General features: G+C 65.1%; 16 protein-coding genes. 6 read left to right on the top strand and 10 right to left on the bottom strand.

The genetic code is table 11. The features are described from left to right. Position 1: 1 nt before the first annotated feature. From RTCK_RS01255 to RTCK_RS01270, 4 genes are all read right to left on the bottom strand, one after another. Positions 2-3724: an AsmA family protein gene (locus RTCK_RS01255; protein ID WP_142590990.1), complete on the bottom strand. Its 3723-nt coding sequence runs from the start codon at positions 3722-3724 to the stop codon at positions 2-4. A 63-nt stretch (positions 3725-3787) separates the two neighbouring features. Then, positions 3788-5221: an FAD-binding oxidoreductase gene (locus RTCK_RS01260; RefSeq protein ID WP_142590992.1), complete on the bottom strand. Its 1434-nt coding sequence runs from the start codon at positions 5219-5221 to the stop codon at positions 3788-3790. Between the two features lie 457 nt (positions 5222-5678). Continuing rightward, a complete protein-coding gene (locus tag RTCK_RS01265; protein WP_142590993.1) occupies positions 5679-8840 on the bottom strand; it encodes an efflux RND transporter permease subunit in 3162 nt (1053 codons plus the stop codon). After that, the gene (locus RTCK_RS01270) at positions 8837-10009 is read right to left on the bottom strand and encodes an efflux RND transporter periplasmic adaptor subunit (protein ID WP_142590996.1); all 1173 of its coding nucleotides are present in this window, start codon (positions 10007-10009) and stop codon (positions 8837-8839) included. The genes RTCK_RS01265 and RTCK_RS01270 overlap by 4 nt, the downstream gene beginning before the upstream one ends. A 277-nt stretch (positions 10010-10286) precedes the next feature. Between RTCK_RS01270 and RTCK_RS01275 the strand changes: the two genes are divergently transcribed. Beyond that, the gene (locus tag RTCK_RS01275; RefSeq protein ID WP_142520308.1) at positions 10287-12791 is read left to right on the top strand and encodes an ATP-dependent helicase; all 2505 of its coding nucleotides are present in this window, start codon (positions 10287-10289) and stop codon (positions 12789-12791) included. A gap of 6 nt (positions 12792-12797) precedes the next feature. Here the strand turns inward: RTCK_RS01275 and RTCK_RS01280 are convergent, their stop codons facing one another. The 3 genes from RTCK_RS01280 to RTCK_RS01290 all read right to left on the bottom strand — a co-directional run bounded on the left by RTCK_RS01280 (position 12798) and on the right by RTCK_RS01290 (position 13800). After that, entirely contained in the window at positions 12798-13091 is a 294-nt protein-coding gene (locus RTCK_RS01280; RefSeq protein ID WP_142520307.1) for a type II toxin-antitoxin system RelE/ParE family toxin, read from the bottom strand. Between the two features lie 2 nt (positions 13092-13093). Further along, on the bottom strand, positions 13094-13342 hold the full coding sequence (locus tag RTCK_RS01285; RefSeq protein WP_142520306.1) for a type II toxin-antitoxin system ParD family antitoxin: 249 nt from the start codon (positions 13340-13342) through the stop codon (positions 13094-13096). 104 nt (positions 13343-13446) lie between these two features. Beyond that, complete coding sequence (locus RTCK_RS01290; RefSeq protein WP_142590998.1) at positions 13447-13800, bottom strand: nuclear transport factor 2 family protein; 354 nt, start codon at positions 13798-13800, stop codon at positions 13447-13449. Positions 13801-13909: 109 nt separating this feature from the next. Between RTCK_RS01290 and RTCK_RS01295 the strand changes: the two genes are divergently transcribed. Both RTCK_RS01295 and RTCK_RS01300 read left to right on the top strand, forming a co-directional pair. After that, entirely contained in the window at positions 13910-14740 is an 831-nt protein-coding gene (locus RTCK_RS01295) for a helix-turn-helix domain-containing protein (protein WP_142591001.1), read from the top strand. Continuing rightward, positions 14737-15054 (top strand): putative quinol monooxygenase, encoded by a 318-nt coding sequence (locus tag RTCK_RS01300; RefSeq protein WP_142591003.1) that lies wholly within the window; start codon positions 14737-14739, stop codon positions 15052-15054. The genes RTCK_RS01295 and RTCK_RS01300 overlap by 4 nt, the downstream gene beginning before the upstream one ends. On the opposite strand, the gene RTCK_RS01305 is transcribed toward RTCK_RS01300, so the two are convergent. Continuing rightward, positions 15051-15467: a winged helix-turn-helix transcriptional regulator gene (locus RTCK_RS01305; protein ID WP_142591005.1), complete on the bottom strand. Its 417-nt coding sequence runs from the start codon at positions 15465-15467 to the stop codon at positions 15051-15053. The genes RTCK_RS01300 and RTCK_RS01305 overlap by 4 nt on opposite strands. 101 nt (positions 15468-15568) lie before the next feature. Here RTCK_RS01305 and RTCK_RS01310 point away from each other — a divergent pair, with 101 nt between their 5' ends. Both RTCK_RS01310 and RTCK_RS01315 read left to right on the top strand, forming a co-directional pair. After that, positions 15569-16327, top strand: coding sequence for an SDR family oxidoreductase (locus RTCK_RS01310; protein WP_142591007.1), 759 nt, complete (start codon positions 15569-15571; stop codon positions 16325-16327). A 77-nt stretch (positions 16328-16404) separates the two neighbouring features. Continuing rightward, the gene (locus tag RTCK_RS01315; protein ID WP_142591009.1) at positions 16405-17550 is read left to right on the top strand and encodes an amidohydrolase; all 1146 of its coding nucleotides are present in this window, start codon (positions 16405-16407) and stop codon (positions 17548-17550) included. Here the strand turns inward: RTCK_RS01315 and RTCK_RS01320 are convergent. After that, positions 17547-18872, bottom strand: coding sequence for a DUF2778 domain-containing protein (locus RTCK_RS01320; protein ID WP_142591011.1), 1326 nt, complete (start codon positions 18870-18872; stop codon positions 17547-17549). The genes RTCK_RS01315 and RTCK_RS01320 overlap by 4 nt on opposite strands. 273 nt (positions 18873-19145) lie before the next feature. Further along, positions 19146-20369: a YeeE/YedE family protein gene (locus tag RTCK_RS01325; protein WP_142591014.1), complete on the bottom strand. Its 1224-nt coding sequence runs from the start codon at positions 20367-20369 to the stop codon at positions 19146-19148. A 341-nt stretch (positions 20370-20710) separates the two neighbouring features. On the opposite strand from RTCK_RS01325, the gene pncA reads away from it, so the two are divergent. After that, positions 20711-21337 carry a bifunctional nicotinamidase/pyrazinamidase gene (gene pncA, locus RTCK_RS01330; RefSeq protein WP_142591016.1) on the top strand — a complete coding sequence of 209 codons (627 nt, stop codon included), beginning with the start codon at positions 20711-20713 and terminating at the stop codon, positions 21335-21337. The last annotated feature ends 49 nt before the right edge of the window (positions 21338-21386 follow it).

The following is a 21386-nucleotide window of genomic DNA, read 5'->3' on the forward strand; positions in this document are numbered from 1 at the left end:
CTTATTGTTCGACGCCCGGCAGGCCTTGAATGCTCGGCGTTTCGAGCGGCGCGGAACCGCCCGGCGAAAACAGCTCCTGCGCCGGCGGAATGTTCAGAACCGGCGGAGCCTGCTCGGCTCTTCTGCGGTTTTCCTCCGCCTCTCTCGCCGCCGCCTCGGCGCGTTCGCGCTCCGCCCGTGCGGCGGCCTCGGCACGAAGTCGTTCCTCCTCGCGGCGGGCCCGTTCCTCCGCCTCCGCCTTCTTGCGGGCCGCCTGCCGCTCGGCAGCGAGGAACCGGTAGAGGGCGGTTTCACGGCGCAATCGCTGCTTTTCCAGCACGCTCGCCTGCAGTGCTTCCACGCGCCGGCGCTCCTTTTCGAAGGCGCGCAGCGACAGGAAATTGGTGAGCGGCATGACATCGAACTCCACCTGCGGCTCCGCCAGGGAACCGGAATAGATCCATCGCACGGTCGGATCTCCGCCGGCCAGCCCCTCGTCGCCGGCCTCGTAGATGGCCGCCAATTCGCCGCGCAGCATCCGCTCGGACAGCTCGATCCGCGCCTGTCCCGAGAGGGCGACGCCGTCCGCGGAAGCCGTGACGTTCTGGGCCCGCACTTCGCCGTCGGTGATGGTGAAGGGCACCTTCACCTCGCCCAGGTCCGCCTGCCCCTTGCGGATCAGTCTCTCCGCCAAAGGCAGGATGTTCGCCTCTGTCACCTCGCCTTCCCTCCCATCCACTTCCGCCAGAAGGGCCGGCAGGGCACCGGGGGCAATGCCGGACACCGACAGATCGGAGAGCGCGATTTCCCCGGAGCCGTTGAGGGAACGCAGCAGCTCCGCGGGCCCCTCGGCAGTCGCTTCCGCCGCGACGACGGCATCGAAGCGCCCGGTCGCGACGGGCAGACCGCCCTTCTGCCAGGCGAGCGCCGCAAGATCGGCCCCTTCCACCGTCAGCCGTGTCTGGAATATGCCGTTGCCTTCTCCGTTCGACATGGCGAGCCGGCCCGAAAAGCGCCCTCCGAGCCATGATCCGGTGGCGTCCTCGAGCGCCATCGCCCCATTGCGGTGATCCAGTGTTGCCGAGAAGCCCGTGGCCGGACCCAGGACACCCGGCATGAAGGTCTTCGCGCGCAGCTTCAACTGAGCTTCGGCAGCGCCGAAGATGGGCAGCGAGAACGGCTTCTCCGACAGTGCCCCCGTCGCCGGATCGGTAACGGCCCCATAGACGGCTTCCGCAAGCCAGGCCAGATCCAGGCTATCCAGCGCAAGGTCACCCTCGACCGAAGCACTGCCGGCGCTGCGGTCGATCGTCAGGCGCTCGCTGGCGAAACCGTTCCCCCTCGCCTGACCGGAAGCCTTCTCCAGCCGGATCGTTTCCGGCGCGACGACCAGGTCGGAACGGACCTCCAGCGGCAATCCGGTACCGAACTGGGGCAGCCCGATCCCCGTCATCAGCAGGTAGGGCTCGATATCATCCGAACGCAGGCTGATCCGTCCGTTTCCGGTTCCGAAAGCCGCAGCGTCCAGGTCGATCGCGCCTTCGGCCTGGAACTGCGTCCGCCCGGTCGTGAAGGTGAACTTCGACACAGCAGGGCGGTCTTCCTCCAGATGCAGGTCCACCGTCGCCGTCGCCGCCCCGTCGTTCCCGAGCGGAAGCGGATCGAGGCCCAACTGGCCGAGGATGACGGCGGTCTCCTCGTTCCGGAGGCTCGCGGACAGCGACAGCTCGTTCTCGCGGGTAAGGTCGAGCACCGTCGGCAGCGTGAGTTGGGCCCTCACGGCACTTCCGTTGCTGTTTCCGCTGAGTTCGGCGCGCACTCCCGCCCCGTCTCCGCCAACGTCGACCTCGGCGGTCAAGGCAGTCCCACGGAACCAGCGGGCATTCGCCGCGAGCCGGTCGAGCAGCGGGTGCGGCGGCAATCGGTCTCGCAGGACGGCGATCACGCCGGAGGGATCGTCCGCACGAAAGGTCGCCGTCCCGCTTCCGGTGTAGTCGAGCAGCGATCCTTCCAGCCGGCCCCTGGCTTCGACCTGAGCCCCCGCGAGGTCTCTGACCTTCAGCCTTTCCAGCGCAAGCGCTCCTTCGGAGAGGGTGAAGACCGTATCGACCTTGTCGGCGGCGACGCCGAGCGCCGTGAAGCGTTCCGCCTTCAGGCTGGCGGCAATGGTGTGATCCAGCACGTCCTCTCCGGCGTCATTGCCGGTGATCAGCGATCCCAGCGCCCGCATGGCATCGAGATCGATCTCGTCGCCCGCAAGATCAAGGGTGAGCGACGGCGCGGCCTGTGCGGAAGCCTGGCGCTCCAGCTTGCCGCGAAGGGTCGCCGGGCCGATTGCGAGTTCGAGATCCTCGAAGCGCTGCAGTTCTCGGGTCAGGTTCACGCGGGCCGAAAATCCGGCCGTCTTGAGCCGCCGGATGGCCGGATCGACCGATCCCGAAAGCCAGTCGGCCAGGCCCGACGGCTGGTTCGATGCCACGAGCATGTCGCCAACGAAGGAGACCCGGTCGGCAAGCGTCAGCGCACCCTTGGCTTCTACTTGGGTGCGGCCGGGAAAGGTCGCCGCGAAACCGTCCACGCTCCAACCGGTGCCGGCAGGGCGGACGTCAATCCGGATATCGCGGACCGTGGTGTCGTTGGCAACCACGGCAGGCAGGCTGAACCGCGCCCGTCCGGGTACCTGCGGAATGGGTATCTGAGCGGCGACGTCGATCACCGCCTGGATGCGGCGCTGCGCCGAAGCGGCCGCGTCGCGGCCTGTCTTGGCACGCTCACCCTCGCCTAGCCGGTTCACATCGATCTGCTGTCCCTCCGCCGTCAGCAGGAATTCAGGCTTTTCACCGGTGTCGAGCGTGGCCTCGCCCGTCACGACATAGGGATCGTTCAGCGGGCCGACTTCGAGCCGGTAGTCGGGAATCCTGATGCGCTCGTTGGTCAGTTCGAAGCTGCCGTTGAGACGCGGCCCCGGCGGCGGCGCTTCGACCGGCTCGCTCTCGTCCTCCTCCTGCAGGACATCGACGGCAAACCGGCCGTTGAAGGCGGGGCGGTCGTCGGCCAGCAGCAAGGCCCCGTCGAGATCGAGCGCTACCGGAGCGGCATCGGGCAGCAGCCGCAGCCGCAGCGGCATCCTCAACCCCGTCGCTTCCCCCTCTCCTGTCGCGAGGCTGAAGGCCGCCTCCTGCCCGTCGAGCGAGGCATAGCCCTCGCCGCGCCACGGCCCGGCCAGCGAGGCGGCGGAGAGATCGGCGTTGAGCCCTGTGAGGCGGCGCGTGGCGCCGCTCTGCTCGTCGATCAGGTCGAGCGAGCCATTGGTGATATGAACGTCCTCGATCACGACGGTCCGCAGCGGAATGTCGGCGCGGCTGCCGCGCATCCAGTCGAGCGTCCCATCCCCGAGTATCCGCACACGGGCCTGCGGCTCCTCGATCCGCATGTCGAAGATGCGCGCCTCGCCCGACAGGAACGGGGCGAGTTCCATGTCCATGGAAAAATGGGCCGCATGCAGTTGCGGCAGGCCATCGCGATCCTGCCCGACCCGCACGTCGTGCAGGGTCACCGACGGGAACGGCAGGATGCGAGCATCGACCGCGCCGTGCACCACCACCTTCTTGCCGAGGATGCGGCTTGCCCGCTCCTCGAACTCGACCCGGAAATCCGTCCAGTCGACGAAATACGGGGCGAACAAAGCGGCGAACAAAGCCACCACCAGAACACCGCCAAACGTCAACAGGATGCGTCCGAGCACCGAGCGAGTCTCCTTGCCTTTATGAAAAGACTAGTCCCACCCGATACCCCGACAAGTCAAGCATCAGGCCCCCTCGCCGCTTGAGGCGTCCAGCGGGAAGATCTTGCCCGGGTTGAAGATGTTGTCCGGATCGAGGCTCTTCTTGATTGACCGCATCAGATCGATGGCGCCTCCGAGTTCCTGTCTCAGGAAGCTCATCTTGCCCTGGCCGATGCCATGCTCGCCGGTGCAGGTACCGCCCATGGCGAGAGCCCGGGCATTGAGGCGGGCGACGAAGGCCTCGGCCCGCGCCACGTCGTCCGGGTCCTTGTCGTCGAACAGGATCAGCACGTGGAAATTACCGTCGCCCGCATGGCCCACGATCGGCGCCAGGAAGCCATGCTCGATAATATCCGCCTGGGTCTCCACGACGCAGTCGGCAAGCCGCGAGATCGGCACGCAGACATCCGTCGACAGGCCGTTGAGATGCGGCGCCAGTGCCCGCGACGCCCAGTAGGCGTTGTGGCGCGCCTTCCAGAGCCGGTTTCGCTCGTCGACGTCCTGCGTGAAGCTGAAGCTGTCGCCGCCGCACTCCGCCGCGATTTCGGCGAACTGCGCCGACTGCAGCGCGACCGTCTCTTCCGTTCCGTGGAATTCCAGAAACAACGTCGGCTTCTCCGCATAGGAAAGGCCGGAATAGCTGTTGCAGGCGCGCATCTGCATTTCGTCCAGAAGCTCGATGCGCGCCACCGGAATGCCCATCTGGATCGTCGTGATGACCGCATCGCAGGCCGCCTTAACGGACGGAAAGGCGCAGACCCCACCGCCGATCTTTTCGGGGATGCCCTGCAGCCGGAGCGTGATGGAGGTGATGACGCCGAGCGTGCCTTCGGCACCGACGAAGAGCCGCGTCAGGTCGTAGCCGGCGGAAGACTTGCGCGCCCGCTGCGCGGTGCGGATCTCCTCGCCGTCGGCCGTCACCACCGTCAGCGACAGCACGGCGTCCTTCATCGTGCCGTAGCGCACGGCATTGGTGCCGGACGCGCGGGTAGCCGCCATGCCGCCGATGGAGGCATTCGCACCGGGATCGATGGGGAAGAACAGGCCGGTCGCCCGCAATTCGGTGTTGAGCTGCTCCCGCGTCACGCCTGGTTCGACCACCACATCGAGATCCTCGGCATTGACTTCAAGAACGCGATTCATTCGGCTGAAATCAATGGAGATGCCACCATTCGGGGCATTGACCTGGCCCTCGAGCGAGGATCCGGTGCCAAAGGGAATAACCGGCACCTTATGGTGGGCGCAGGCCCGAACCACCGCCTTGACGTCCTCGGCACTCTCGACGAAGGCGACCCCGTCGGGCAGCTGCGAAGGAAGATAAGTCGTGGTGTGCGCGTGTTGCTCCCGAAAAGCCTGGCCGGTCTGGAAGCGCTCGCCGAACTGCTGCTTGAGGATGTCGAGCACGGTCGCGATGCCCTCCTCATTCCGGATCCCCGGCCGAACGTCTCTTACCGCCATGCTGCCTCTCCTTCAAAACTTGTGGGCCTCGGGTTAGGCGACCGCCCGGATTTTGTCCAGAACAGTGAGGGGCAAACGTCGCCGCACCAAGATGCCGCTCAGGCATCCGAATCCCTGGATAGAGGCCGAGGATGACGACAAGACAGACTCCTCCCCTGGCGTTCCACGGGCCTCACTCGTCCGCCCGGGGAGAACGAATAATTTCGAGAGGACATCTTACGATATTTTGGACTTCCAGGAGTCCCTGCGCCGCAGACGCGGCACTACCGAATTCCTGTGACACGCACAGGAATGACGGGAGGAGTTGGTGGGTCGGCATACAATTTTAGGCGGAGGGAGTGCGGCGTCCACGCTCTCCTCCATCCTGCGGTGGCCGGCAAAGCCGGCCCCCAAGGATCTGCGGTTCGCGTGCAGCCAACCAGCAGGTTTCAGTATGTTCCCGCCCCGGCTTTTCGGCTCACTCCGCCGCCAGCAGTGGCCGGTCGCCGTCCTCGTTCGCCTGTGGCTGCATCGCCACCGCCAGTTCCTGGTGCAGACGCCGCTCCTCGTGCACATGCGGCTTGGAGAAGCGTGCGATCAGCAGATAGGCCACGGGGGTGATGAGCAGCGTGACCGATGTTGCGAGCCCCAGCCCGCCGACGATGACCCAGCCCAGCGCGATACGCGCCTCCGCACCCGCGCCCTGCGCCAGGATCAGCGGCAGCCCACCGATGACAGTGGCAATCATCGTCATCATGACGGGGCGCAGGCGAATGCTACAGGCCCGTTCGATCGCCTGGCGCACGCCCGCCCCCTGGTCACGGAGCTGGTTGGCGAACTCAACGATGAGGATGCCGTTCTTGGCCATGACGCCCACCAGCAGCACCAGTCCGATCTGGCTGTAGACGTTGAGGCTCGTCCCCGTGAGGATCAGCGCAAAGACCGCGCAGGCGAGCCCCAGCGGCACCGTCGACATGATGATCAGCGAGGACAGGACGCTCTCGAACTGTGCGGCAAGAACAAGGAAGATGATGGCAATGGCAAAGCCGAAGGTCATCAGCATGCCGGAGGAGTTTTCCTCCAACGTGGCGGCCTCGGCAAGGGGGATGAGCCGCGCGCCGGCGGGCAGCAAGGGCTCCGCCATCGCCTCGACTGCCTGCACCGCATCTCCAAGCGTCACGCCGTCCCGCAGATTGCCCGTGAAGGAAACGGAGGGAAGCTGCTGCTCGCGATTAAGTTCGGGTGCCACCGCGCCCTCCTGCAAGGTCGCGATAGTGGAGAGCGGGACGATCTTTCCATCGCCGGCTTTCAGGAAGATGCCCTCCAGATCCGTGGGGTCGTCAATCGGCTGCGTCGTCGAGGTGAGCTTGACCGGCACCGCCTCACCCTCGACGAAGACATCGAGAATTTCGCGACCTTCGAGCAGGGCCCGCATGGCGGCCGAAAGCCCCGCGATGTCGATCCCGAGATCGGAGGCACGCTCACGGTCGATGGCCACGGAGAGCTGGGCCTGGGTTGGCTCGTTGGAAAGGCGCGGCGTGTCGAACAAGCCGCTATCCTCCATCTTGTGAACGAGCTCGATTGCCGCCTGGGTGAGCTTCTCGTGATCGCTGCCGACCATGGCCATCTGCAGCCCGTTGCCTGCGCCGCGGATACGCAGGCTGTTCGGCTGCATGGCCACGCCCCTGAGGGCCGGCACCTGCTGTGCTGCGGCATTCACATCCTGCACAATCTCGTCCTGCGTGCGCTCGCGCTCTCCCCAAGGTGCAAGCGTCAGCACCATGAAGCCGCTGTTCGTGCTGCTGCCGAAGCCGGAGATGGAGAAGATATTGGCAATCTCGCCGGAATCGCGCAGAGGCTGCAGGTTCTCCTCGATGCGCTGCATCTGGTCGCGCGTGTAATCGAGGCTAACCCCTTCGGGTGCAGTGAGCCGCATCATCACCATGGACCGGTCCTCCCGCGGCGTCAGTTCGCTGCGGACAAGACCGAAGGCCCCATAGGCAGCGGCCGAGATGAGGGCGGAAACGACGATGACCACGACCGGCGCGTCGAGGCAGCGCCGCAGCAGGCTGGCATAGAGGCTCGCGAACTTCTCGCCGATCCAGTAGAGGACGCCGCTTTCGCTTTCCTTGATCGGTTTCGACAGCATGCGCGACGCCAGCATCGGACAGAGCGTCAGCGCGGTGATCGAGGAAAGCCCGACCGCGAAGGCCAGCACGAAACCAAACTCGCGGAACAGCCCGCCCATCTGGCCGGGCAGGAAGGAGAGCGGGATGAAGACCGCCGCAAGCGTCGCCGTGGTCGCGATGACCGCGAAGAAGACCTGCTGCGTGCCAAGAACCGCGGCTGCCCGCGGCCCCATGCCTTCCGCGCGCCGCCGGACGATGTTCTCGAGAACCACGATCGCATCGTCGACGACGAGGCCGGTGGCGAGCACGATGGCAAGCAGCGTCAGGATATTGATCGAGAATCCGACCAGATAGATGGCCACCAGCGTGCCGATCAGCGCCACCGGCATGGTGACCGCCGGGATGAGGGTGGCGCGCCAGTCGCGCAGGAAGAGGAAGATGACGATCAGCACCACCGTGGCGGAAAGCCCGAGCGCAATTTCCACCTCGTGGAGCGCGCCTTCGATGAAGACGGCATCGTCGCTGGTAATGGCGATGCGCGTGCCTTCGGGCAGGTTCTGCTGCAGTTCCGCCACCGCAGCCTTGATGCCCTCCGAGATGCTGAGCGTGTTCGACTGCGCCTGGCGGATGATGCCGAGCCCGACGCCCTGTATGCCGTTGGCGCGAAGCACCGTGGAGCCGTCATCGGCGCCGAGGGTCACCGTCGCGACATCACGAAGCCGGATATTGTCCTTGATCAGGACATTTTCGAAATCCTCCGGCGTCGTCAGGTTCGCTGTGGCACGCACGACGATATCCTGCCGGTTGCTTTCCAGTGATCCGGCCGGCACATCGAGGGCCGCGGTTGAAAGCGCCGTGGAGATATCGCCGACGGTCAGGCCTCGGCCGGCGAGCGAGGCCTGATTGACGTCGACGCGGAAGATCTTCTCCTGGTCGCCATAGAGCTCGACATCGGCCACGCCATCGACGGCCGCCAGTCGGTCGGTGACTTCATTGTCGACCAGAAGCGTCAGGTCCTCCATGGAAAGATCTGTGGAGGTCACCGCGATCCGCATGATCGCCTGGGAATCCGAATCCGCCTTGATGATGCGCGGCTCGTCGGAATCTTCCGGCAACTGGTTGGTCACACGTCCCAGGGCGTCGCGGACGTCGTTTGCTGCAACCGCGATGTCGGCGGCATCAGTGAATTCCAGCGTCACCCGGCTCGAGCCCAACTGCGATTCCGAGGAGATGGACTTGATGCCGCTGACGCGCGCCACGGCTCCCTCGATGATCTGGGTCACCTCCTGGTCGATCGTCTGCGGCGACGCACCTTCGTAGGTGGTGCGCACGGTGATGACAGGCTGGTCAACATCGGGAAGCTCGCGCACCTCCACGCCAAAGAGGGCAGCGAGGCCGGCCACGACGAGAAGCGTGTTGAGGACCGCGGCGAGGATCGGCCGACGGACGAAGATGGCGATGGAACTCTGGCTCGGATCCTGCTGCGGCAGATGGCTGTCGTGAGAGGTCATTGGCTTGCCACCTCTGCGCTTTCCGGTGCGCCTGCGACGCGGACAGGTGAGCCTTCCCGCACTCGCTGCAGCCCTTCGATCACGACCGCATCGTCAGGAGCAAGATCTGCCTCGACGAGCACCACATCGGGGTTCCGCTGGATGATCCGCACCCGGTTCTTAACCGACTTGCCATCGACGACCTGCCAGACATAGGAGCCTTCGGCATCCCACTGCACTGCCAGCGGGTCCACCGCCGGGAAAGTGTCGCCGGGAAAGCGCATGCCGACATTGAAGGCCATGCCGGCGCGCAGTTTGTCGTCTGGATTGTCGATCCGGGCGCGGATGCGGATGGTGCGGCTTGCCGGATCGATGCGGTTGTCGATAGCATGAACGACACCGGTGAAGACATCGCCCGGCCGGGCGATCGAGGTCGCTTCTACGGGGTGGCCGACGGCGATGGCCGTTGCGAAACGCTCCGGGGCCCAGAAATCGACAAGCAGCGAAGACCGGTCGTCGATGGTGACGATGGCGGTCTGGGTGGTGACGTTGTCACCAACATTGGCCGCCACGATGCCCGCAACACCATCGATCGGCGCGACGATCTCGCGGCGCTTCAGGTTCAACTCTGCGGTGGAGAGCTCCAGCTTCGCCGTCTCTTCGGCGATCTGCGCATCGAGGACGTCGAGGCGCGATACGGAGCGGAGATTGCTGAGCGACTGAGAGCGCTCAGTCGCACTGCGAAGCGCAACCTGCGCCCGGTCACGCGCAATCACCTGCTCGTCGTCGTCGAGGCGAGCCAGCACCTGGCCCTTCGTCACCTTGTCACCGGCGGAGACCAGGATTTCCTCGATTATGCCTGAAGCCTGGGGCATCACGACTACCGACTGGATCGCCTCGCCGCTGCCGATGGCGGCAAGCCGGTCATTAACTGTGCCGGTGGCGACCGCTTCGGTCACCACGAGGGTTGCGCGCCCGCCGGCGCCCCTGCCCTGCCCTTCAGCGCCCTGGCCGCCTCCCGCGCCATTGTCGGCCCCCTGTGGCCCCTGCGGACGAATGGCGGCAACGATCGGCTCGGGCACGCCCATCCGCGCCAGCGTGTCGCCCGCCCCTGGGACCAGGAAGACCCAGAGACAGAGGGCAGCGACGACGACTACGAGACTGAGGAGCAACTGCTTCCAAATGCGCATTAAGATCTCCGGCGGGAGGAGTATGACGTGAATGGCGGCAATATGTATGTCCACGACTATACATGCAATTCGCGATCAACATCCTTACGGATTTGTAACATCGTGGGATTTCACGCAGATGTCAGATCGCGCGTCTGATGCATGCGCTGTACATCGTCCTCCCTCCCCCGCATTCCGTGGGCCACACCTTGATTTCGCCATGCGCTGGTGAAAAGGGTGGGAATGAAACCAGAACATCTTTTCTGGCCTTTCAGGTCGGAATCACTACATTGGCCGCATGAGTAACGTATTCGACGACATTCCGTTCTTCGACGAGGAACCGGAGAACGAACCGCGCCGTGATTCGCAGGCCGCGCCACCGCCGGCCGCCGCGGGACAGGGATCAGGGCTCGGCATCGCCGCCCGCGCCATGGCCGCACGCGACCAGAACCGTCCAGTTCCCGACTATCTCTCCGGCCTGAACCCCGAGCAGCGGGAAGCCGTCGAAACGCTGGACGGCCCGGTGCTGGTGCTGGCCGGCGCCGGCACCGGCAAGACGCGCGTGCTGACGACCCGCATTGCCCATATCCTCGCGACCGGCCGCGCATTCCCCTCGCAGATCCTCGCCGTCACCTTCACCAACAAGGCGGCGCGGGAGATGAAGGAGCGCATCGGCGTGCTCGTCGGCGGCGCCGTTGAAGGCATGCCCTGGCTCGGCACCTTCCACTCGATCGGCGTGAAGCTCTTGCGCCGCCATGCCGAGCTTGCGGGCCTGCGCTCCGACTTCACCATCCTCGACACCGACGACGTGATCCGGCTGATCAAGCAGCTGATCCAGGCTGAAGGCCTTGACGACAAGCGCTGGCCGGCCCGCCAGTTCGCCGGCATGATCGACAACTGGAAGAACAAGGGCCTGACGCCGAAGGACATTCCCGAAGGCGACGCCCGCGCCTTCGCCAACGGCAAGGGCCGCGAGCTCTACCGCGCCTACCAGGACCGGCTGAAGACGCTGAACGCCTGCGATTTCGGCGACCTGCTCCTACATCCGATCGCAATCTTCCGCGATCACCCGGATATCCTGAAGGAGTATCACGGCAAGTTCCGCTACATCCTGGTGGACGAGTACCAGGACACCAACACCGCGCAGTACATGTGGCTGCGGCTGCTTGCCCAGCGGCCGAAGGGCGTGCCGCAGAACGTCTGCTGCGTCGGCGACGACGACCAGTCGATCTATGGCTGGCGGGGCGCCGAAGTGGACAACATCCTGCGCTTCGAGAAGGATTTTCTGGGCGCCAGGGTGATCAAGCTGGAGCGCAACTACCGCTCCACCGAACATATCCTGGGTGCCGCCGGCCACCTGATCGCCCACAATGAGGGCCGGCTCGGCAAGACGCTGTTCACCGACCGCGTGGACCCGGACGACGAGAAGGTGCAGGTGCATGCCGCCTGGGATTCCGAGGAGGAAGCCCGCGCCGTCGGCGAGGAGATCGAGCGGCTGCAGCGGGGCGATGCGGATGGCAGGAAGCACAACCTCAACGACATGGCGATCCTGGTGCGCGCCTCCTTCCAGATGCGCGAGTTCGAAGACCGCTTCGTGACGCTCGGCCTCAACTACCGCGTCATCGGCGGCCCGCGCTTCTACGAGCGGCTCGAGATCCGCGATGCCATGGCCTATTTCCGCCTTACCTGCCAGCCGGCCGACGACCTCGCCTTCGAGCGGATCGTCAACACGCCGAAGCGCGGGCTCGGCGACACCACCGTGCGCACGCTGCACGACTATGCCCGCGCCCGCGACATTCCCATGCTTGCCGCCGCAAGCGAGATCATCGAGACGGACGAGTTGAAGCCGAAGGCGCGCAAGGCGCTGTTCGACGTGATTCAATCCTTCAGGAATTGGCAGGAACGGCTTGAGAAGGTTCCGCATATCGAGCTTGCCGAACAGATCCTCGAAGAGTCCGGCTACACCGACATGTGGAAGGCCGACAAGTCGGCCGAAGCACCGGGACGGCTGGAAAACCTCAAGGAACTGATCCGCTCCATGGAGCAGTTCGAGAGCATGCGCGGCTTCCTCGAGCATGTCTCGCTCGTCATGGATGCCGAGCAGAACGAGGATCTCGACGCCGTCTCGATCATGACGCTCCATTCCGCCAAGGGGCTGGAATTCGACACCGTCTTCCTGCCCGGCTGGGAGGAAGGCCTGTTCCCGCACCAGCGGGCGCTCGACGAGGGTGGCCGCTCCGGTCTGGAGGAGGAACGACGCCTCGCCTATGTCGGCATCACCCGCGCCAAGCGCCGCTGCCACATCTGGTTCGTCTCCAACCGGCGCATCCACGGGCTGTGGCAATCCACCATGCCCTCGCGCTTTCTCGATGAACTGCCGGCCCATCATGTCGATGTCGCGGCGTCGGACAGCAACTATGGCGGCTATAGTGGAAGGGGCGGCTACGGCCAGTCACGATTCGACAAGGCCGATCCCTTCGCCAACACCTATTCCACCCCCGGCTGGAAGCGCGCCCAGGCCAATCAGACGAGCGCCACCCGCGACAACTGGGGCACCCGCTCCGGCCATGCGGTGGAGCGCATCGGCTATGGCGAGAGCGGCCCGCGCGGCCGCACGATCGAAGGCGAACTGGTAGCGAAATCCGTCGCCGACACGCCCTCGCAATTCGCAGTCGGCGACCGCGTCTTCCATATCAAGTTCGGCAACGGCAACATAGCGGCGATCGAAGGCAACAAGCTGACCATCGACTTCGACAAGGCCGGCCAGAAGCGGGTGCTGGAGGGGTTCGTGGAGCGGGTGTGAGGACAACTACTCCTCCTCGCTCTCCCAGTTCTCATGTGCGTGCCGCACGCGAAGCACCAGAACCTGGTTATCGTCCTCAATCAGGTAGACGACGAGATGTGCCTTGAATGGCTGGATACGCACCGGTGGGACGATCTCGCGGCGCTCCCGCGCCATCCGCGGATGGTCGGCGATCAACGCCATCAGCGTGAAGAGCTCTTGATGGTAGCGTCTGGCCGGCGCCTCACCGAATGCGAGGACACCGTGTTCGGCAATAGCAACGATGTCTTCTTCCGCCTCACGAGAAAGACGGAAGCCCATGATCAGCGCCCCTTACTCTGGGTCCGCTTCACCGCCTCATCGAAAAGAGCGGACGCCGATCGCTGTCCGATGCCGCTCGCCAGGCCTTCGTCGACCAAGCGTTGCATGGCGGCGATCTTGTCGGACCGCTCCTGATCGCGCCGGATGAGGTCGCGGACATAATCGCTGACGTTGGAATAGCGGCCGGATCGGGCCTGGTCTTCGGCCCAATCCTTCATTTTGTCCGGAAGTGATACGTTCATCGTCGCCATGGCAAAACACCTCGTCTGCCGAGGATGATGACAAAGTTTGCCATTTCCTGCAATCGGCACGAGGAGATCTGGCGGAATCGCTGGTGGTCCGCTCGCCGGACGCCCTACCCCTCCAAAAACCCCACCACCTCCTTCACCCGTCCCGCCGCATCCACCCTCGCGACATCCATCCCCCGCGCAACCGTCTCACCGGCCGGCGAGACCAAAGCCCACGAAAACCGGGTAAACGGTCCATGGCCGTCGGGGGTGCCGGTAAGTTTGAAGCGGTGGCCGGGGAAGTGGGTTCGGGCGGCGGCGATCATGGCGGAAATGCCGGCAGGGCCTTCGCCCTGCATCAGCGGGTCGGTGTAGCGGGCATCGGCGGCCCACCCTTCGGCGAGCGCCTTGGTGCGGGCGTCGTCGTCGGCCTCGGTCCAGAGGGCGAGATAGGCGTTGGCGATTGCAAGGTGGTCGGTCATGGTCGTGCTCCTTCGTTGATCACGGCCTCAAGGCTGGCCCGGCCGGCGGCGCGGAACAATTACCTCCGAGGTAATCGCATTCCGCCACTCCTCTGGTAGGGTCTCGGCCATGACCCAGGCAGACATCCTCACCAGATCATCCTCGCCACAGGCCGACGTCGGCACCGTGCTGCGCGAATGGCGCAGCCGCCGGCGCATGAGCCAGCTCGATCTCGCGCTCGACGCGGAAATCTCCGCGCGGCACCTGAGCTTCGTCGAAAGCGGGCGTTCCTCGCCCAGCCGTGACCTGCTGCTGCGGCTCGCCGAGCGGCTGTCCATGCCGCTGCGTGCCCAGAACCGGCTGCTGCTTTCGGCAGGCTATGCGCCGGTCCATGCGGAAGCGGCCTTCGATGCGCCGGAACTTGCGGAGATCCGGCAGACGGTGGAGACCATCCTGACGAACCACATGCCCTTCCCCGCCATTGCCGTTGACGGGCGGTGGACGCTGCTGCAGGCGAACGCGGCAGCGATGGCGCTGTTCGAGGGCATTGATCCAGCAATGCTGGTGCCGCCACTCAACGTTCTGCGGCTGAGCCTCCATCCACAGGGATTGGCGCCTCGGATGGCAAACCTCGGCGAGTGGCGCCACCACGTTCTGGAGCGGCTGCGGGTACAGATGGAAGGCTCGGGAGATCCCTTCCTGACCGAATTGCATGCGGAGATTTCCGCCTATCCGGCGGCGCCGGCTCCGAAGGAGAATCGGACCCATCCGCTGCTTGCCGTGCCGCTCGAACTGCGCATGCCGGGAAGCGACCGGGTGCTGCGCTTCATCTCGACCACCGCCGTCTTCAGCACCGCCACCAGCGTCACGCTCTCCGAACTGGCGCTGGAATGCTTCTATCCCGCCGACGCCGAGACCCGGGTGGCGCTGATGCAAAGCCAAGAAAGGAGCTCGCCATGAGCGTCACCTACCTGATCGAGTTCGACGTGAAGCCTGCGGAGCGCGAGCGATTTCTGAGGCTGCTGAGCGGCGTGCTGGACGCCATGCGCCACGAGGCGATGTTCGTCGAAGCCACCCTGCATGCCGATCCGGAGACGGACACGCGCTTCCTGCTGCACGAGACCTGGCGGAGCCATGAAGACGTTCTTTCCGTGCAGCTCGCCCGCCCCTATCGCCAGGAATGGCATGCGGCACTGCCGGACCTGCTGGCAGCGGAGCGGAAGATCTCGGTCTGGCAGCCGCTGCGGAGTGACCGCACTGTGACGGCTGCCTAGCTCCGCCCCTCCCGCTCGCGGAACGCCGCACGGGCCTTCTCGATCGCGGCATGATGCTTTTCCGCCCAAAGCCAAACGCCACAGAAGGCTTCGCCGAGGCTGTGGCCGAGGTCAGTGAGGCTATAGTCGACATGCGGCGGGATGACCGGGTGAACGGTTCGGGAAACGAGGCCGTCCCGCTCCATGTCGCGCAACGTCTTGGTCAGCATCTTCTGGCTGATGCCACCGACACGTCGTCCGACTTCGGTAAAGCGCAGCGTTCCATGCTCCTCCAGCGTTTCGAGGATCAGCATAGTCCACTTGTCGGCAACCTGGCCAATGATGCTCCTCACCAGCTCTTCGATCGCCGGGTCGATCTCGTCCGGAATCTCTCGGGCGGCATGAGTTTTCTCGGCGGGATGTGCTTGCGACACAGATACTCTCCTTCGGGTGGGTATGGAACTTTCAGGTGCCTTCTTTGCGAAGGAGAGTGTCGGCCATATCTTGTCCTCTTGCAACCCAAGAGGAGATAAGCATGAAGACCACAGGCAACACCATCCTCGTCACCGGCGGCAATTCCGGCATCGGCCGCGGGCTGGCGGAAGCCTTCCACCGGCTCGGAAACAAGGTGATCATCACCGGCCGACGCCGCGAGACGCTGGAGGAGGGTTCGGCTGCCAATCCCGGTATCGTCGGCATGGCGCTCGACATGGCCGACGCGGAGGGCATCCGAGCTTTCGCAGAGCGGCTGGTACGCGATCACCCGGACCTCAACGCCGTGATTCACAGCGCCGGCATCATGAAGCATGAGCGACTGGCGGAAGCGCCGGATTACCTGGCGACCGCGGAAGAGACGATCGCGACCAACCTGCTCGGCCCGATCCGCCTGACTGCAGCCCTTTTGCCGCATCTGGTCAGGCAGAAGGATGCAGCGGTGCTGACGGTTTCCTCCGGCCTTGCCTTCGTGCCGCTCGCCTCGACACCCACCTACTCCGCCACCAAAGCCGCGATCCACGCCTACTCCATGGGCATCCGCCATCAGTTGAAGGACACCTCCGTCCAGGTGATCGAGATCGCTCCGCCTTACGTGCGTACCTCGCTGATGGGTGACCGGCAGGCGAACGACCCGAACGCCATGCCGCTCGATGAATTCATCGCGGAGGTGATGGAGATCCTGTCCAGCCAGCCGGAGGCCGAGCAGGTGATCGTGGAGCGGTGCAAGCCGCTCCGCTACGCTGCGGAGAACGGCAAGGTGAAGGAGATGTTCGACATGCTGGCCTCGCTGAACCATTGAACGGCGGCAGCGGGGCGTTGCGTCCCTGCCCCTCCCCGGCTAGGTCTTCTGAAACGGCGGAAGGCGGAGGGGCCAGCATGTATCTCACCAATCACGACATCGTCGAACTCACCGCGTGGCGGCGCAAGCTGCATGCCATGCCGGAGATTTCCGGAGAGGAGGTGGCGACGGCGGCGGAGGTGCAGGCGTTCCTGGCCGAAACGATTCCCGACAAGCTCATTTCCGGACTCGGAGGAACGGGCGTAGCGGCCGTATTCGAGGGCGAGGAGGACGGTCCGACGGTGCTGTTCCGCTGCGAACTAGATGCGCTGCCGATCGAGGAAATCTCGGACCTGCCGCATCGCTCTCGCCTGCCCGGCAAGGGCCATATGTGCGGCCATGACGGGCATACGGCGACGGTTGCAGCCCTTGCGCGGGGTTTCGCGAAACAGCGCCCGAAACGGGGGCGCGTGGTCCTGATGTTCCAGCCGGCGGAAGAGACCGGCGCCGGTGCGGCGGCCGTGATCGCCGACGAGCGGTTCGCGGAAATCCGGCCGGACTATTCCTTCTCCCTGCACAACCTCCCGGGACTGCCGCTCGGCCATGTCTGGCTGAAGGAAGGCATCGCCAACTGCGCCTCGCGTGGGCTGAAGATCATGCTGACGGGCAAGACTGCGCATGCCTCCGCGCCGGAAACCGGGACCTCGCCCATGCGGGCGATCGCATCCCTGATGCCGGCGCTGACGGGTCTGAGTGGCGGCACCGTCGCCGGTGGGGACTTCGTTCTCGCCACGGTAGGGCATGTGCATCTGGGAGAGCCCGCTTTCGGCATCGCTCCAGGCTATGCCGAACTCTGGGTGACCTTGCGTACCACGACGGACGGCCAGATGCAGGCGCTGGTGGATGCCGCCGAGGGGCTGGCGCTGGAGGCGGCCGGAAAGGGCGGGCTGGCGCTTGAGACGAGCTACCACGAGATCTTCAGCCACTGCGACAACGATCCCGAGGCCGTCGGCATCCTGCGGGCGGCGCTCGATGCGGAGGGCGTTTCCCACGAGCCGGGCGAAGCGCTGCGGGCTTCGGAGGACTTTGGCCTGTTCGGGACGGTTTCAAGATCGGCGATGTTCTATCTCGGCGCGGGCGAGAAGCACCCTGCCCTGCACAATCCGGACTATGATTATCCGGACGACCTCATCCCGCTCGGCGCCCGCATCTTCATGCGCACCGCTCGCGACCTGCTCGGTTAGGCACCCTTGCCGCCGAACAGCTTGACCAGCAGGTTCCGGTTCTTGCCCGGCAGCCGGCCGTTATATTCCGGCACGATCACCATGTGGGTGATCTCGCCGCGACGGAAAGCCTTGAGGAACTTGTCGTAGTGCTTGAAGGCGACGCAGCCGTGCGAATCGCCGGGGGCTGAGCGCAGGAGATAGGTATGGGCGAGAAGCCCGGTACGGCCCTGCGGATGCTTTCCGTCGACCGAGGTCAACCGGATGGCCGCGACTCCATGGAAAGGCTTTTCACGCATGGAGAGCTTATAGGTGCCGGGCGGCGTCGGGCCCTTCATCTTCACATGGGTATATTTCGGATTGTCGCGCATCTTGCCGATGCCGGAATGGGCTTCGAGCCTGGTGCCGTCCGGCATGTGCACGACGCCGTTGGTGATGTCGTAGATCGCCACCTTCTTCGTGCCCGGGTCAGGTATCGGCGTCACCTTGGGCAGCGACTTCATCGGGTTTTCCGGCTTTGCGTAAGCCAGAACGGTCGAGGCTGGCTCCTCCGGCTCTTCGGCAGGCGCCCGGCCCGGCTTGGTGAGCTTGGCGGCCGCCAGAGCTTCGAGCGCCTTGGCCGCGGTTTCGGGCCGGGAGGTCGGGAGCGGACCCTGGATGGGCAGCGTGTCGTCCATGAGGGCTGCAAGTTCGGTCGTCCGTCCTGCCTCCTCCGCCTCGATCGCCGCCGTCTCGACCGCGCTTTCATCAGAGAGGGCTTCATCCTCCGTCACATCGGACGGAATGGAGGCAGTCACGATGGCGGCCTCCGGAAGTTCTATGCGCGGTGCGACGGCGACCGTCTGGTTCATCGCCTCGCCGAGCATCCGCTTGACCACATCCGTCTCGGGACGAAGGGCGGCGAGCGCCTGGAACTTCTCCTCCTCCGCAGCCGAAGCCAGGGCAATCGTGAGGCTCGTCGCAACGGCATCGCTTGCGGGGCGCTGCGACAGGACGGCTGCAAGCCGCGCACCTTCCAGCCGCTTCGCCTTCGGTGCGGCCGGCTGCCGGTAAAGGCGTTCGAACTTGTTGATCTTCAGGGCGATCTCGCCGGGCGCGGCGGGCTGTGGCTGAACCGCCGGCTTCAACGACAGTGCGACCGAGAACTCGGGCTTCTCCGGCGCGGAGAAGGACGGCGCGAAGCTGCTGACGGTGGTCGTCGCGGCGAACATCCAGATGCCGCCGAGTGCGGCAGTCGCAAGGACCATCCTGCCGGCGAAGGCGAGGCGCGAAGGACGCTTGCGGCGTCGCGTCGGCACTTGAGCGGGGAATGCGGTGTCGAACGTGTCGATCTCTAGCGCCATGATACTCGTTACCCAGTCATTCTGCCAAAGCCGCAAGCGCGACCAAGTCCACTTCCATTGAACGGCGGCTCGAAGGCTTCATGCCGTCCGGTGACTGGATTAGAGAATGACGAAATATGGTAACCAATATCTTTACGCCCTGCCCCGAATTGCTGCTTCTGCCTTTAGTGAGGAAAGCTGCCGGAAGTTTAGCGGGAATGTGGCGGAGAGGTGGCGGGCGCCGGAAAAGCGGTCCTCCCGCACCACATGGTCGGCGCGGGAGGAAAGGCGAATTCAGCCGTCGATGCGGCGGACGGCACTGCGTTCCATGAAGAACCAGGGGCGCAGCCTGACGCCGAGAATGTTGCCTGCAAATGCGGCGACGGCCCATAGATAGCCGTGCAGACTGCCGGACGAGATGCCGGAGAAATAGGCGCCGATATTGCAGCCATAGGCGATGCGCGCGCCGTAGCCGAGCAGGAGGCCGCCGACGACCGCCGCCAGGATCGAACGCAGCGGAATATCGAGGCTCGGCGCGAACTTACCGGCGAGCGCGGCGGCAAGCATCGCGCCGGCGACGATGCCGAAGTCCATGACCGAGGTGACATCGGCGAAGACGCTTTCGCCCAGAGCCTTGGCGTTGGCGGGCGTCTGCCAGTAGGCCCAGGCGGTGGGATCGATGCCGATGAGCTGCGCGCCCTTGGCGCCCCACAGCGCGAAGGCAGAGGTGATGCCCCACGGGCGGCCGGCGAGCGAAAGCGTAGCAAAGTTGAGAAGCGCCAGCGCCACCGCGCCGGCAACCAGCGGCCAGGGACCGCGCAGGTAGCGTGCAATACCGTGACGGGGAGACGCCGGCGGCTGCTCGAGCGTCCCGTGACGCTTCTTCTCCACCGCGACAGTCAGCGCCGCGATTACCGCGAAGATCGCGAGCGAGACCGCGATGCCGGCGACGGGGCCGAGGCTGACGAGCGTGGCCGGCGGCAACGACGGCAAGCTCGCCCACCAGTCGAAGTGGATCGTTGCCAGCACCGAGCCGACGATGAAGAAGAACAGGGTGACCAGCATGCGGGCATTGCCGCCGCCGGCGGTGAACAGGGTGCCGGAGGCGCATCCGCCGCCGAGTTGCATGCCGATGCCGAACATGAAGGCGCCGACAAGGACACCGGTGCCGGCCGGCGACACGAGGCCGCGTACCTCATTGCCGAACAGGGTGCCGGAAGCGAGGAAGGGGAAGAACAGAACGACGGTCAGCGCCAGCAGGATCATCTGCACGCGAAGGCCGCGCCCCCTGCCCTCGGCGATGAAGACACGCCAGGCGGACGTGAAGCCGAAGGCCGCATGGTAGAGCGAGATGCCGAGCGCGCCGCCGATGAGGAAGAGCGCACCATGCGCGGGACCATAGGCGGAGCCGAGCCCAAGCGTGCCGGCGACGAGCACGACAAGGGCGGTAAGTCCCGGTACGCCGATCGGCGAACCCGTATCGGCGTGCGACTGAATGGACGAGGAGGTGACGGACATAGCAATACTCCGGGATTTGCCCGGATTTTTAAAGAATCGGTCCGCCTTTTGACAGGAACGATCCTTCGCTCCGAGGACCGGAGGCGGATTATGTTTTCACCGCCTGCGCGTCCGGCAGAACGCCTGTTTACGGTCCCGCGGCGATCAGGTGGGTCCCTTGCATATTCCGCTGGAGGTGGATCTCGACCGCCAGCGCCAGCTCGTGCCCTGGAGGCTCAGGCCTCTGCCGGCTTCGCATGCGGCGGCGATACCGGCTTTTCCGCCACCCAAGCCGCCATAGGCTTGTCCGACTGCCGCTGCTCGGTGTTTAATCGCCCAAAGAGGTGGAAGGAGAAAGCACCATGAAGGCCCTGCTGCTGGTCGACATCCAGAACGGCTTCTGCCCCGGCGGGAATCTTGCGGTTCCGGAGGGGGACAAGGTCGTGCCGGTCGCGAACCGCCTGATCGAGGAAGGCGGCTATGACGTGATCGTCGCCTCGCAGGACTGGCACCCGGCCGACCACGGCAGCTTCGCCTCGCAGCATCCGGGAAAGCAGCCGTTCCAGATGGGCGAGCTCTGCGGCCGGCCGCAAATGTTGTGGCCTGATCATTGCGTGCAGGGCACATCCGATGCCGAGTTTCACCCGGATCTCAAGATGGACGAGATCGACTACATCCAGCAGAAGGGCGAGAATCCCGCGATAGACAGCTATTCCGCCTTCCGGGACAACGACAAGGCCGCCGTCACGGGCCTCGCCGGCTATCTGCGGGCGCAGCAGATCAACGAACTCGACATCTGCGGCCTCGCCACTGACTACTGCGTGAGGTTCTCGGCTCTGGACGCCGTGGAGATGCTGCCCGGCGTGCAGATCTGCTTCATCGAGGACGCAAGCCGCGGGATCGACCAAAAGGGCGTCAAGGCGGCCATCGAGGAAATGCGCGGAAAGGGCGTCGGCATCGTCAGGAGCCGGCAGATCCTCAAGGACTGACGCATGGCGCAGGCCCAAGCTTCAACGAAATCGATGCGTTCATAAACCT

It is taken from the genome of Pseudorhizobium endolithicum, from assembly GCF_902153245.2.
GTDB classification, from domain to species: domain Bacteria; phylum Pseudomonadota; class Alphaproteobacteria; order Rhizobiales; family Rhizobiaceae; genus Neorhizobium; species Neorhizobium endolithicum.

Bases quoted from the DNA above. Each gene is read 5' to 3' on its own strand.
- RTCK_RS01260 (WP_142590992.1), bottom strand. From the start codon at position 5,221: ATGGCGGTAAGAGACGTTCGGCCGGGGATCCGGAATGAGGAGGGCATC.
- RTCK_RS01265 (WP_142590993.1), bottom strand. From the start codon at position 8,840: ATGACCTCTCACGACAGCCATCTGCCGCAGCAGGATCCGAGCCAGAGT.
- RTCK_RS01270 (WP_142590996.1), bottom strand. From the start codon at position 10,009: ATGCGCATTTGGAAGCAGTTGCTCCTCAGTCTCGTAGTCGTCGTCGCT.
- RTCK_RS01275 (WP_142520308.1), top strand. From the start codon at position 10,287: ATGAGTAACGTATTCGACGACATTCCGTTCTTCGACGAGGAACCGGAG.
- RTCK_RS01280 (WP_142520307.1), bottom strand. From the start codon at position 13,091: ATGGGCTTCCGTCTTTCTCGTGAGGCGGAAGAAGACATCGTTGCTATT.
- RTCK_RS01285 (WP_142520306.1), bottom strand. From the start codon at position 13,342: ATGGCGACGATGAACGTATCACTTCCGGACAAAATGAAGGATTGGGCC.
- RTCK_RS01290 (WP_142590998.1), bottom strand. From the start codon at position 13,800: ATGACCGACCACCTTGCAATCGCCAACGCCTATCTCGCCCTCTGGACC.
- RTCK_RS01295 (WP_142591001.1), top strand. From the start codon at position 13,910: ATGACCCAGGCAGACATCCTCACCAGATCATCCTCGCCACAGGCCGAC.
- RTCK_RS01300 (WP_142591003.1), top strand. From the start codon at position 14,737: ATGAGCGTCACCTACCTGATCGAGTTCGACGTGAAGCCTGCGGAGCGC.
- RTCK_RS01310 (WP_142591007.1), top strand. From the start codon at position 15,569: ATGAAGACCACAGGCAACACCATCCTCGTCACCGGCGGCAATTCCGGC.
- RTCK_RS01315 (WP_142591009.1), top strand. From the start codon at position 16,405: ATGTATCTCACCAATCACGACATCGTCGAACTCACCGCGTGGCGGCGC.
- RTCK_RS01320 (WP_142591011.1), bottom strand. From the start codon at position 18,872: ATGGCGCTAGAGATCGACACGTTCGACACCGCATTCCCCGCTCAAGTG.
- RTCK_RS01325 (WP_142591014.1), bottom strand. From the start codon at position 20,369: ATGTCCGTCACCTCCTCGTCCATTCAGTCGCACGCCGATACGGGTTCG.
- pncA (WP_142591016.1), top strand. From the start codon at position 20,711: ATGAAGGCCCTGCTGCTGGTCGACATCCAGAACGGCTTCTGCCCCGGC.